The sequence below is a fragment of the Streptomyces sp. LZ34 genome (genome assembly GCF_053890475.1).
Genome location: NZ_CM132680.1, coordinates 11,542,648 through 11,554,706, shown reverse-complemented (window position 1 = coordinate 11,554,706; position 12,059 = coordinate 11,542,648). Strand labels below are relative to the sequence as shown.

At 73.3% G+C, this 12,059-nt stretch carries 11 protein-coding genes and 1 pseudogene; 3 read left to right on the top strand and 9 right to left on the bottom strand.

The features are described 5' to 3' along the window. The first annotated feature begins 167 nt into the window (after positions 1-167). A complete protein-coding gene (locus ACWY4P_RS49960) occupies positions 168-1,316 on the top strand; it encodes a CapA family protein (protein WP_456207440.1) in 1,149 nt (382 codons plus the stop codon). A gap of 109 nt (positions 1,317-1,425) precedes the next feature. On the opposite strand, the gene ACWY4P_RS49955 is transcribed toward ACWY4P_RS49960, so the two are convergent. From ACWY4P_RS49955 to ACWY4P_RS49920, 8 genes and pseudogenes are all read right to left on the bottom strand, one after another. Continuing rightward, positions 1,426-1,851: a tetratricopeptide repeat protein gene (locus tag ACWY4P_RS49955; RefSeq protein WP_456207439.1), complete on the bottom strand. Its 426-nt coding sequence runs from the start codon at positions 1,849-1,851 to the stop codon at positions 1,426-1,428. 25 nt (positions 1,852-1,876) lie between these two features. Continuing rightward, positions 1,877-2,539: an FMN reductase gene (locus ACWY4P_RS49950; protein ID WP_456207438.1), complete on the bottom strand. Its 663-nt coding sequence runs from the start codon at positions 2,537-2,539 to the stop codon at positions 1,877-1,879. Beyond that, a complete protein-coding gene (locus ACWY4P_RS49945) occupies positions 2,536-3,633 on the bottom strand; it encodes an LLM class flavin-dependent oxidoreductase (protein WP_456207437.1) in 1,098 nt (365 codons plus the stop codon). The genes ACWY4P_RS49950 and ACWY4P_RS49945 overlap by 4 nt, the downstream gene beginning before the upstream one ends. Positions 3,634-3,776: 143 nt before the next feature. Continuing rightward, entirely contained in the window at positions 3,777-4,715 is a 939-nt protein-coding gene (gene opcA, locus ACWY4P_RS49940; protein WP_456207436.1) for a glucose-6-phosphate dehydrogenase assembly protein OpcA, read from the bottom strand. 103 nt (positions 4,716-4,818) lie between these two features. Further along, positions 4,819-5,586, bottom strand: coding sequence for a DUF2127 domain-containing protein (locus ACWY4P_RS49935; protein WP_456207435.1), 768 nt, complete (start codon positions 5,584-5,586; stop codon positions 4,819-4,821). 70 nt (positions 5,587-5,656) lie between these two features. Continuing rightward, positions 5,657-6,778 (bottom strand): CapA family protein, encoded by a 1,122-nt coding sequence (locus tag ACWY4P_RS49930; protein ID WP_456207434.1) that lies wholly within the window; start codon positions 6,776-6,778, stop codon positions 5,657-5,659. Between the two features lie 9 nt (positions 6,779-6,787). Beyond that, positions 6,788-7,750 (bottom strand): annotated as a pseudogene (locus ACWY4P_RS49925) (aminotransferase-like domain-containing protein); the annotation flags it as partial. A 40-nt stretch (positions 7,751-7,790) separates the two neighbouring features. Beyond that, on the bottom strand, positions 7,791-8,243 hold the full coding sequence (locus tag ACWY4P_RS49920) for a hypothetical protein (RefSeq protein ID WP_456207433.1): 453 nt from the start codon (positions 8,241-8,243) through the stop codon (positions 7,791-7,793). A 227-nt stretch (positions 8,244-8,470) separates the two neighbouring features. On the opposite strand from ACWY4P_RS49920, the gene ACWY4P_RS49915 reads away from it, so the two are divergent. Together ACWY4P_RS49915 and ACWY4P_RS49910 are read left to right on the top strand one after the other, a co-directional pair. After that, entirely contained in the window at positions 8,471-8,797 is a 327-nt protein-coding gene (locus ACWY4P_RS49915; protein ID WP_456207432.1) for a glycoside hydrolase domain-containing protein, read from the top strand. 46 nt (positions 8,798-8,843) lie between these two features. After that, positions 8,844-9,911 (top strand): zinc-dependent alcohol dehydrogenase family protein, encoded by a 1,068-nt coding sequence (locus ACWY4P_RS49910; RefSeq protein WP_456207431.1) that lies wholly within the window; start codon positions 8,844-8,846, stop codon positions 9,909-9,911. Positions 9,912-9,923: 12 nt separating this feature from the next. On the opposite strand, the gene ACWY4P_RS49905 is transcribed toward ACWY4P_RS49910, so the two are convergent. Next, positions 9,924-12,008 carry a 3-hydroxybutyrate oligomer hydrolase family protein gene (locus tag ACWY4P_RS49905; protein ID WP_456207430.1) on the bottom strand — a complete coding sequence of 695 codons (2,085 nt, stop codon included), beginning with the start codon at positions 12,006-12,008 and terminating at the stop codon, positions 9,924-9,926. Between the last annotated feature and the right edge of the window lie 51 nt (positions 12,009-12,059).

Below are 12,059 nucleotides of genomic sequence, written 5' to 3'. Positions count from 1 at the left end.
CGACACGCCGCGGCACCGGTCCCGACGGCGTAGCGGCGTGGGCCCATCGGGTGCGTTTCGTCGGCCGTTCCGGTGAAGCCCGGCGCCGTCGCGACAGGGACGGGCTCCCACACGCACATACATACGACTATCCACCCATTTGGCCATATGAGCGTGAGGTGAGCCTTTTGTCTCTCGAGACCCGTCAACGGACCGCTCTCGTGGTCGCCGCGCTGTTCGGCGCGGCCACCGCGTGCACCGCCGGCATACCCGCCACCCCCGAATCGGGGGAGAAGTCCTCCCGGACCGCGGCCGCGGCGAAGCCCGGGCCCACCAAGGGGTTCACCCTGGTGGCCACCGGCGACCTGCTGATCCATGACTCGGTCATCCGCCAGGCGCGCGCGGACGCGGGCGGCAACGGCTACAACTTCGGGCCCATGCTCGCCGGGGCCGAGCCCGTGGTCTCCCGGGCCGACCTGGCGATCTGCCACATGGAGACGGTCTACGGCGCCGCGGGCGGGCCGTTCACCGGCTACCCGACGTTCAAAAGCCCTCCGGAGGTCGCCGAGGCCGCCAAGGAGCTCGGCTACGACTCCTGCTCCACCGCCTCCAACCACACGCTGGACGCGGGCGCGGAAGGGGTGACCCGCACCCTGGACGCGATGGACCGCGCCGGGCTCCGACACGCCGGATCGGCCCGCTCCGCCGAGGAGCACACGATGCCGACCCTCATGAAGGCCGGTGACGCCACGGTCGCCCAGCTCGCCTACAGCTACGGCACCAACGGCATCCCGGTGCCCAAGGGCCAGCCGTGGCTGGTCAACCTCATCGACCCGGCGCAGATCGTCAAGGATGCCCGGGCCGCGCGCCGGGCCGGGGCCGACGTGGTCGTGGTGAGCCTGCACTGGGGCACCGAGTGGCAGGAGGCGCCGGACCGGCTCCAGCTCTCGCTCGCCAAAAAACTCACCGCCTCGATGGGCGGCGGACGCCACGACATCGATCTCATCCTCGGCACCCACGCCCACATACCCCAGGCGTACGAGAAGATCAACGACACCTGGGTCGTCTACGGCATGGGCGACCAGGTCGCCGGCGTCATGAACGACCCGCGCGGCCAGATGGGCTCGGCCGCCCGCTTCACCTTCGCCCCGCCCGCCGCCACGGACAAGCCATGGACCGTGAAGAAGGCGGAGTTCATCCCCCACGCCGTGGACAACGACCCGATCAAGGTGGTGAACGTCCCGCGCGCCGGCGGCCACACCGCCGCCCTCGACACCATCCGCCGCGCCGTGCTCAGCAGGGGCGCGGAGCGGGACGGGCTCACCATGGGCCGCTGACACCGCGCCCCGGTGGCGGCCGGGGCCCGCCGGCCCCGGCCGCCGCGCCGGCGGCTCAGTCCACCCCGGCGGCTCAGTCCACCCCGGCGGCTCAGTCCGCCTCGGGGGCTCAGTCCGCCTCGGGGGCCTGGCCGGTGGAGAAGGCCGCGGCCATCCGCAGCCATGGCTCGGCCTCCTCGGCGCGCCCCTGCCGCTGGAGCGTACGGCCCAGCATCAGATGGGCGTAGTGCTCGACCGGGTCCCGCGCGATCACCTCACGCAGCTGCTCCTCGGCGCGCCGCAGCTGCGCGGAGTGGTAGTAGGCGCGGGCCAGCAGCAGCCGCGGGGCGGTCTGCTCCGGGGCCTCCTCGACGACCTGGACGAGGAGGTGAGCGGCCTCGGCGTACTGCTTCGCCTCGAAGAGCAGCCCGGCCCGCTCCCAGCGCTCCGCGGTGGTCTCCTCGCGGTCCTTGTCGTCGAACAGGCTCAGCGCGGTGACCCAGCGGTCGGCGGTGGGCTCACCGTCGGGCCGGTAGCTGTTGAAGTTGTCGATCATGTGAGCTCCTTCCTGGGGTGAGCGGTTATTCGGGCCGCAGAGCGGCTAGTTGCTGCTCGAACGGCACGACGGCGTCGGCTTCGGGGGCCGCGGCGCCCCGGCGGCCGCCGACCAGGTCCGCCAGTTCGCCCGCCGCGCGGTCGATGCGGGTGGGCAGGGTGTCGGTGAGCGGATCGCCGGAGCCGCCCCAGTCCTCGGACGCGGCGTACACCGCGGTGGGCACCACGATCGCCCGCAGGTAGGCGAACAGCGGCCGCAGCGCGTGCTCCAGCGCGAGCGAGTGGCGCGCCGTGCCGCCGGTCGCGGCGGCGAGCACCGGCTTGCCGGCCAGGGCGGTGTTGTCGATCACGTCGAAGAACGACTTGAACAGCCCGCTGTAGGAGGCCGAGAAGACCGGGGTGACCGCGATCAGCCCGTCCGCGCCGGTAACGGTCTCGATCGCCTCCTCCAGGGCGCCCGAGGGGAAGCCCGTCACCAGGTTGTTCGCGATGTCACCGGCCAGGTCGCGCAACTCGACCACGTGCACCTCGACCTCGTGCCCGTCCGCCGCCAGCCGCTGCCGGGTGGCCTCAGCCAGCCGGTCGGCCAGCAGCCGGGTGGACGAGGGCACGCTCAGCCCGGCCGATACGACCGCGAGCCTCACCGGCCGCGGGGCGCCGTGCTGCCTGGGGATCTCGAGCTTTGTCACTGGGCCACCTCCTCAAGGGCCTTGGCGTCGCGCTGGGCCACCAGCGACGCGTGGGTGGGGGCGTCCGGCACCTCGGCCGGGCGGTTCTTGGCGAACTCCTTGCGCAGCTCCTCGACGACCTCGCCCAGCAGGTCGAGCTGTTCCAGCACCGTCTTCAGCGGCAGGCCCGCGTGGTCGACGAGGAACAGCTGGCGCTGGTAGTCGCCGAAGGTGTCCCGGAAGGTCAGCGTCTTCTCGATGACCTCCTGCGGGCTGCCGACGGTCAGCGGCGTCTCGGCCGTGAACTCCTCCAGGGAGGGGCCGTGGCCGTAGACGGGCGCGTTGTCGAAGTACGGCCGGAACTCACGGACGGCGTCCTGCGAGTTGCGGCGCATGAACACCTGCCCACCGAGGCCGACGATGGCCTGCTCCGGCGTGCCGTGCCCGTAGTGCGCGTACCGCTCCCGGTAGAGGTTCACCAGCTTCCGGAAGTGGTGCTTGGGCCAGAAGATGTTGTTGGCGAAGAACCCGTCGCCGTAGTAGGCGGCCTGCTCGGCGATCTCCGGCGAGCGTATGGAGCCGTGCCAGACGAACGGCGGCACGCCGTCCAGTGGCCGCGGCGTGGAGGTGAAGCCCTGCAACGGGGTGCGGAACCTGCCTTCCCAGTCGACGACGTCCTCGCGCCACAGCCGGTGCAGCAACGCGTAGTTCTCGACCGCGAGCGGAATGCCCTGGCGGATGTCCTGCCCGAACCAGGGGTAGACCGGGCCGGTGTTGCCGCGGCCCATCATCAGGTCCACCCGGCCGTCGGCCAGGTGCTGGAGCATCGCGTAGTCCTCGGCGATCTTCACCGGGTCGTTGGTGGTGATCAGCGTGGTGGAGGTGGACAGGATCAGCCGCTCGGTGCGGGCCGCGATCCAGCCCAGCATGGTGGTCGGCGACGAGGGCACGAACGGCCGGTTGTGGTGCTCGCCGGTCGCGAAGACGTCGAGGCCCACCTCTTCCACCTTCTTGGCGATGGTGACCATCGCCTTGATCCGCTCGTGCTCGGTCGGCTCCCGGCCCGTGGTCGGGTCCGGAGTGACATCGCCGACCGTGAAAATCCCGAACTGCACCGGTCTCACCCTCCTCAGGATGTTTGCGATTCAACTACACCCCGGGAACGCGGCACCTGTCGCCCCTATTCCCCCGCCCGTGGCGGGCCCCCGGCGCGGGCGGGGCGTCGGTTCGGATCGGGCGTCGTGGCTGGTGGGACGGGTCAGCCGGGCTGTCCGAGCCCTGCTGACGGAATCGGGGCGCGCAGGGCGGCGGCGTACGCCTCGTCGGGGTCGAGCCGGCGCAGCTCCTCGGCGATCAGCTCGGCGGTGCTGCGCACCTTCAGCGCGAGGGTGCGGTCGGGCTGGCCGGGGATGGAGAGGGTCGCCACCGGGCCCTCCGGGCGGTCGATGTGGATGTCCCCGGCAGCGGTGCGCAGCCGGACCGCCGTGACCACCGGGCCGTCGGTGACGACCTGCTCGACGGGCACCTTCAGCCGGTCGGCGAACCACCGGGCCAGCAGCTCGGCGCTCGGGTTGTCCGCCTCGCTCTCCACCACCGCCGAGGTCACGGTGGCCCGCGCCTGGTCAAGGGCGGCGGCCAGCATGGACCGCCAGGGCGTGAGCCGGGTCCAGGCCAGGTCGGTGTCGCCGGGCGCGTACGAGGCGGCGCGGGCCGCCAGCTCCCGCAGCGGGCGCTCGACCGCGTACGCGTCGGTGATCCGCCGCTGCGCCAGCGTGCCCAGCGGGTCCCTGACCGGGTGGTCCGGGGCGTCGACCGGCCACCAGACCACGACCGGGGCGTCCGGCAGCAGCAGCGGCAGCACCACCGACTCGGCGTGCTGGGCGAGTTCGCCGCGCAGCCGCAGCAGTACGGTCTCGCCGCTGCCGTCGCCGCCCCCGACGCGCACCTCGGCGTCCAGCCGGGAGCCGTCGCGCTCGCGCGGGGTGCGGCCGGGCCGCTTGATCACCACGAGGATCCGGGAGGGGTGCTCCTGCGAGGCCTCACCCGCGGCCTTGAGGGCGTCGTAGTGGTTGGCCTCGTCGGTGACGATGACCAGCGTCAGCACCATGCCGACCGCCGGACTGCCAATCGCCCTGCGGGCCTGTACCAGGGCCGCATTGATCTTGCTCGATGTGGTGTTGGTCAGGTCGGTCTTCATGGCCGGCGCCAGCTCCTGCCGTTCTCGTTCGAGCGTTTCGTCCGCGACCCGAGCGTATCGTCACTCCCCCGCGCGACCGGGGCGAACGATCAATACCGGATGATCAATAGGTGGCCTCCCCGGCCGCGGCCTCCACCTCCAGCAGCGAGGCACTGTGCCGCTCCGCCTCGAACGCGGCATGGCCGCCGCGCAGCCCGAAGAGGCGCTTGGAGAGCAGGATGTAGAACACGGCGAGGATGTTGACCACCAAGGTGGCGATCTTCAGCCAGCTGATCTTCTCGGTCAGCTCGTAGATCTCCAGCGGCAGAAACGCGGCGGTGGCCACCACTGCCAGATACTCGGCCCACCGCTTGAGCAGCCACAGCCCCACGCCCTCGACGATCTCGATGGCCGCGTAGGCGGCCAGCGCGGTGGCCACGATCACGAGGGTGGAGTGCCGGTACTCGAAGGTCTTGCGGATGGTGTCGGCCACTGGCGAGTGGTCGAGGTCGTAGTGGAAGTGGCGCGCGACCGGCCGGAAGACGGTGAGGTTCTCCTGGAAGAGCCGGCGCACCGCGGCCCGGCTGTTGCTGAACCGCCACACCGCGACGGCCGCCAGCAGCACGAACAGCCCGCGTACGATCCGCTCGGCGGCGATGAAACGCATCACGATCAGGTCCCGCAGGGCCTTGCCCCGCGGGACGAGCGGGGCGTCGGCCGCGGGCCCGGAGCCGTGCGGTGCGCCGAGGGCGAAGTCGCCGCAGCGCAGACAGCGCCAGGCCTCGCCCAGCGCGGTGGCGGCGTGCAGCCGCTCGCGCAGCTCGTCCTCCGCGGGTGAGTAGGTGATGTGGCCGCGCCGGGCGCAGGTACGCCTGTTCCAGTCGATCTTCACGCTCAGCGCTCCGTTCCGGTGGTGGCCGGCGTGTCGGGCATGTGCGTGATCGTAGGCGCTGTCGCCGTGCTCACCGGGCCGGGGGTCGGTGCAGGGAGAGGGCGCCGTCCCGGTCGAGGACGACGCGGGAGCCGAAGTCGGAGCTGACCCGGTCGAGCACCGTCCGCAGCCAGCGGGAGTCGCCGAGGGTGGCGTGGCACAGCCGCATCCGCCGGGCCCGCATGGGCACCATCCGGATCCCGGCGAGCTCACCGGTGTCCGGGGCCACCGCGACGAAGTACAGCAGCCGCAGATCGTCCCGGTACTCCTCGTAACCGGTGATGCCCTCGTAGTCGTCGATGAAGTCGCCGCAGCCGTAGAGGACGAGTTTGCCCCGGTACACCTCCAGGGGGCGGGGGTGGTGCGAGGAGTGGCCGTGCACGACGTCGGCGCCGCCGTCGACCAGCGCGTGCGCGAAGCGGATCTGGTCGCCGGGGACGCGGTATCCCCAGTTGCCGCCCCAGTGGATGGAGACGACGGCGACGTCGCCCGGCCGCTTCAGCTGCCGGATCCGGCGGGCGAACCGGGCCGCGCGGGCCTCCGACAGCTCGGGGAGGAAGTCGACGCCGGACTGGTGCTCGTGCGCGGCCCATCCGTACGGGATGCCGCTGGACCCGGTGCCACAGGAGAAGACCAGCACACGCCGGCCGCCGGCGACCGGAACGACCGCGGGCCGCCGCGCCGCGTCGGCGTCCCGCCCCGCGCCCGCCACCCGCAGCCCCGCTCCGGCCAGGGCGTCGAGCGTTTCCGCGAGCCCCTGCCGGCCGAAGTCCAGCACATGGTTGTTGGCCAGGACGCAGACATCGGGCCGGCCCGCGGCCAGGGAGGGCAGATTGGCCGGGCTCATCCGGTAGTGCACGCTCTTCCCCGGCGCGAACTCGTCGCTCCGCGTCACGCTGGTCTCCAGGTTCACCACCCGGGCGTCGGGCGCGGTCTCCTCCAGCACCCGTAGCGCGTCCCCCCACGGCCACGCGTAGTCGGCCGGGCGCGGCACCCGCCCGTGTGCCTCCTCGGTCAGCTCGACATACGCCCTGGAGTCCCGGATGTACGGCTCCCGCAGCTCCGGGTGTCCGGGGTGCGGGAGGATCTGGTCGACGCCACGGCCGAGCATCACATCGCCGCAGAGAAACAGCGTCGTCGCATCGCCGCCCACACCCCCAAACTAGCCCGTGGTCGAGGCCCGCCCCAGCCCCGGCCCCAGCGCCTCGCCGATGAGCGCGACGCCTTCGGCGATGTCGGCCGGCCTGCTCGCGGCGTAGCCCAGGACGAGCCCCGGGCGGCCCGGGCGCTTGCTGTGCCACGACAGGGGCTGGGTCTTCACACCGTGCGCGAGCGCGGCGGCGGCGAGGTCGGTGTCGGAGAAATCGCCGTCGAAGGTGACCATCAGGTGCAGGCCCGCCGCGGCGCCGTGCACCACCGCGCCCGGCAGGTGGGTCCGGATGGCGCCGATCATCGCGTCCCGGCGGCGACGGTGGCGGCGGCGCAGCTGGCGCAGATGGCGTTCCAGCTCGCCCGACTCCATCAGACGGGCCAGTACAAGCTGGGGCAGCGCGGCGTTGCCGAGGTCGGCGAACCGCTTGGCGGCCACCAGCGCGTCCCGGTACTTCGGCGGCGCGAGCACCCAGCCCACTCTCAGGGCGGGGGCGAGCAACTTGGACACGCTTCCGGCGTAGCAGACGTGTTCGGCGAGCATCGACCGCAGGGCGGGGGCGGGTGGCCGGTCGTAGCGGTGTTCGGCGTCGTAGTCGTCCTCGACGATCAGCCCTCCCTCGCCGGCCCATCGCATCAGCTCACGCCTCCGCTCGCCGCCGAGCACCACCCCGGTCGGAAACTGGTGTGCCGGGGTCAGCAGCACGGCCGGGGCGCCGGTGGCGCGCAGCGCGTCGACGCGTACGCCGTCGGAGTCGACCGGGACCGGCGGGGTGTCCAGCGCGCAGTGGCGCAGATGCTGACGGGCCCCCAGCGAGCCGGGGTCCTCCACGGCCACCTGGTGGATGCCGTCGGCCCGGAACACCTGCCCGATGAGTCCGAGCGCCTGGGCGGTGCCCGCCACGACGAGGACATCGGCCGGGTCCGCCCTGATCCCGCGGTTGCGCGCCAGCCAGTTGGCGACGGCCAGCCGGGCGCAGTCGGCAGTTCGGCGGACAACGCGCTCGCCGAGTCCTTCAACGCCACATGCAAACGGGAGACCTGCGCCCGTGCTGCTCGCGGGTGCCGGGTGTGACGGCGAGGCGGGCGTTGATCGTGGCGATCGCCCGGCGCAGCGATCCGATGTGGGCATCAAGTGCCCGGCGTGCCAGCTGGTACTGGTTCTCGCTGGTGCGGGTGATGGATCCTGCCCAGCGGGAGGAGGACTGCGCGGTCAGTGCCTTCTTCCGTGCGGCCCGCTGGTTGAAGGCCGGGGACACGTTGCCGATACGCACCCGAGCTGACAGATCCGCCCCCGCCAGAGCGCCCAGGTGGGTGCCCGCCGCGCGAAGTACCTCCTCGTCGGCGGGCGAGAGGTGCAGGCGGGTGCAGATGCGGCATCCGGAGGGCGGGGCGACCACGAACGGAACGGACAGCGCACGGTAGGGGCGCTGCTCCCGCCCTTTCGCTCCCCGCGCCCGCTTGCCCATCGCCTTGCACCCCCACCCACCTGTGATGATCTCGACGGGCCGAAGCTAATCCCCACCCCACTCCTCGGGAAGCACATGACAGCGATTGGAGAACAAATGATCCCATCTGTCCAGGAAGGGCCGAAGATGACCGCCGGCCAGATCATTCGCCACCGACCACAACACCCTGACCTGTCCGAAATGGCCGACGCTGGCCTACACATCCGGGAACTGCTTCCAACCCGACCATGAGCGGCGGCGACTTCCTGGCCGTCACCAGCCCGCAGTTCGAGTCGGCGGTCGTCCGTATTGGCCGTGTTGACCGCTACGGCACCCGGCAGGGCGGCACGCTGACCGTCACCGCGCCCGGCGCCAGCGACGAGCGGCGCTATGTGCGCGGCGTGTCGCTGAACGGGCGGGACCTGCCGCGGACCTGGCTGCCCTGGGCCGCGGTCGCCCACGGCGGCTCGCTCGCCCACCGGCTGGGCACCGAGCCGTCCGCCTGGGGCACCGGGCCGGGCGCCGAGCCGCCGTCGGTGGGTGGGGCCGGTCGGCACGGGCCGGACGTGGTGTAGGTTCTACGGCCCCCCACCATGTGCGTCTGAGCGAGGGAGCGGGTCCATGCGTGCTGTGGTGTTCGATGCCTTCGGGCACCGGCCCGAGGTCCGGAACGTCCCGGATCCGACTCCCTCGCGGCGCGGCGCGGTCATCCGGGTCGAGGCGACCGGGCTGTGCCGCAGCGACTGGCACGGCTGGATGGGGCACGACCCCGGCATCCGGCTGCCGCATGTGCCGGGCCATGAGCTGGCGGGGGTGGTCGAGGAGGTGGGGCCCGAGGTCCTGAACTGGCGCCCCGGGCAGCGCATCACCGTGCCGTTCGTCTGCGCGTGCGGGCGCTGCAGCGCCTGCGCGGACGGTGCGCAGCAGGTGTGCGAGCGGCAGACGCAGCCGGGCTTCACCCACTGGGGCTCCTTCGCGGAGTACGTCGCGATCGAGAACGCCGATGTGAACCTGGTCGGCATCCGCGGCGAACTGGCCTTCACCACGGCCGCCGGTCTGGGCTGCCGCTTCGCGACCGCCTTCCGCGCCGTGGTGGCCCAGGGCCGGGTGGCCCCGGGCGAATGGGTCGCGGTGCACGGGTGCGGCGGGGTGGGGCTGTCCGCGGTCATGATCGCGGCCGCGGCGGGGGCGCGGGTGGTCGCGGTGGACATCTCGCCTCGGGCCCTGGCCCTGGCCCGGCGGTTCGGGGCGGAGGTGTGCGTGGACGCGGCCTCGACCCTGGGGTCCGTGGCGGACGCGGTCGCGGACGCGACCGGCGGGGGCGCCCACGTCTCGCTGGACGCGCTGGGTTCCCCGCGGACCTGCGCCGCGTCCGTCAACAGCCTGCGGCGGCACGGGCGCCATGTGCAGGTCGGCCTGCTGCCGCCGGCCGCCGGGAGCCCGATGCTGCCGATGGACCGGGTCATCGCGCTCGAACTGCGGCTGCTGGGCAGCCATGGCATGGCCGCCCACGCGTACGGGCCGATGATGGAGATGGTCGAGGCCGGGACGTTGCGGCCGGACCTCCTGGTCACCGACACCATCGGTCTGGACGAGGTGCCCGAGGCCCTGATGGCGATGGGGGCGGCGGGTGGCGCCGGGGTCACGGTCATCGAGCCCCGGCGCCCGCCCACGGCCGCCCGGCGGTGACCGCCGCGCGGTTCAGCCCGGGATCCGTACCGTGTCGCCCGTGATCCTCACGCGATCCCCGGCGGCCGGGCGGTCCTCGATGTCCGGGACGTCGGCGGACGTCAGATCCGGGGCGTGGCCCGGCTCGCCGCCCCGGGGGACGGTGCGCACGACCTGGCTGGGCGGCAGCGTCCCACGCCCCTCCAGCCGCTGCCACATCAGGTCCAGCGCCTGCTGGTAGTAGTAGCCCAGCGGCACATAGCGGTTGTCGAAGCCGGGTGCCGTGGAGTCGAAGTGGTGGGCGTTGGTGACCTCGACGTAGGCGACGGTGCCCGCGCCGTGTTGGGCTCGGGAGTTGAGCCCCAGATAGGGCCTGGAGCTGTGGTTGACGGGGACCCGGGTGTCGTCGCGGCCGTGCACGATCAGCGCGGGCTTGCCGTGCAGATCGCCGGTGCGCCGGGTGGCGCCCAGCCCCTCGGCGAGCCGCGCCGCCCGCTCCGGCTCCCGAGCCGTGTTGAACGCCAGGCGGTAGACGCAGGTCTCCCCGCGCAGGTTGTAGTCGTGGCGGCCGCCCGGGCCCTGGGACCTGGCGTCGGCGACGGGCCCGCCCGGCGAGTTCTCGTCGATCAGCACCCCGGGCGCGGGCGCCCGGCCGGAGCTGGTGCCGAAGGCGGCGGCCAGTTCGGCGGTGCGGTACGGGACGGGGGTGCCCGAGGCGTCGGTGCGGGCCCAGCCGTAGCCGCACAGGGAGTCGGCGACCGAGGCCCGGGCGAAGCTCATCGCGTATGAGGCGGGTGTCTGCGGGTCGTAGTGCGCGAGCTGTAGATAGCTGGACTGCGGCTGGTACCCGGCGTGTACCAGGGCCTCCTGGGCGAGCCGGGGCAGCCCGTCGGGCCCCGCCCGCTCGGCGTCGCGCCGGGAGATGAGCCGGGGGTCGTCGCCGACGAGGGCGGCACAGCGGCGGCGGGCGGCCGCGGTGTCCAGCGTGGCGTAGCCGGGCGCGGTGGGCTCGGTGAGCGCGGCGCACGGCTGGAGCAGCGAGGCGAGGGAGTTGTACTGGATCAGCGGCAGTCCGGCGGCGGGCACCGCGCGCCCGCCCTGGCGGACCCGTATCCCGTCCAGCGGGGCGAGGTTCATCTGCGGCTCGGAGGCGACGACCGCGTCGATCAGCCCGCCCCGGTCGTCCTCGCCGGCGGCGACGGCCGCTCCGCCGCCGTTGGAGACCCCGGTGGCGATGACGATGGTGGTGGCGGGCGTATAGCCGGCGCGGGGCGCGCCCGCGCGCCAGTCGCGGCCGAGCAGGGCGAGGGCCAGCTCCACGGAGCGCAGCACATCCCGCCCCCAGGTGGCCTGCGGGTTGGTCTTGGCGTGCGCCATCTTGTACGCGACGCGATAGGGGCGCTCGGCGTCGAACCGGGCCCGTTCGGCGTCGCTGAGCCCGGCGTCGAACGCGGCGCGGTCCGCCGTCTGCGCACGGGGCCCGGTCGTGCCGTCGTAGGCCATGACGGTGCCGGAGTGCAGATCGTCGAAGGCCGGGCCCATGCCCTTGTCCGTGTAGGCGACCGCGCAGCGGCGGTGCAGCCCCCAGGCCCCGGCGGTGCCGACCATGTTGTAGACGCCGCCCAGGCCGGAGGCGGGCGCGGCGACGACGCAGGGGCGGGCCCGGTCGAAGTCGTCCGGGACCTGGACGACGAAGCTGACGCTCTGCGAGCCGCTGCCCGCCACGGCGCGGTATTCGACGCCCGCGACCTTTCCGTCGCCGGGCACCGGGCGGCCGCGGTCCACGTTCGGCCCGTACAGCCGCCCGAGGCCGCCGCCTGACCCGGCGGACAGCCCGGCGGAGGCCCAGATGGCCTGGCGGCGCAGCTCGGCGGCGGTGGGGCGATCGGGGTCGGCCGGGGCGGGCGGCGCGGTGGCGCGCAGCCCGGAGAAGCCGAGCCCGGCGGTGAGCAGGTCGTCGCTCTCCCCGTCGTACCGTGCGGAGCTCAACGCGCTGATGTAGGAGGGGAGGGGGGCGCGGGGGGCGGGTGCGGCCGTGGCGGCCGGGACGAGGGCGGCGGTGAGCGCCGCGGCCAGCAGCGGCACGAGCGCCACTGGCCTGCGCAGGGGCTTGGGCACGGTTTCTCCTGGGGGTGATGTCACAACGGTGAGGTCACAGCGGTGATGTCA

What these genes read in the sequence shown, in the direction of transcription:
- ACWY4P_RS49955 (WP_456207439.1), bottom strand. Translation starts at nt 1,851, where the DNA reads ATGATCGACAACTTCAACAGCTACCGGCCCGACGGTGAGCCCACCGCC.
- ACWY4P_RS49915 (WP_456207432.1), top strand. Translation starts at nt 8,471, where the DNA reads ATGAGCGGCGGCGACTTCCTGGCCGTCACCAGCCCGCAGTTCGAGTCG.
- ACWY4P_RS49920 (WP_456207433.1), bottom strand. Translation starts at nt 8,243, where the DNA reads ATGGGCAAGCGGGCGCGGGGAGCGAAAGGGCGGGAGCAGCGCCCCTAC.
- ACWY4P_RS49910 (WP_456207431.1), top strand. Translation starts at nt 8,844, where the DNA reads ATGCGTGCTGTGGTGTTCGATGCCTTCGGGCACCGGCCCGAGGTCCGG.
- opcA (WP_456207436.1), bottom strand. Translation starts at nt 4,715, where the DNA reads ATGAAGACCGACCTGACCAACACCACATCGAGCAAGATCAATGCGGCC.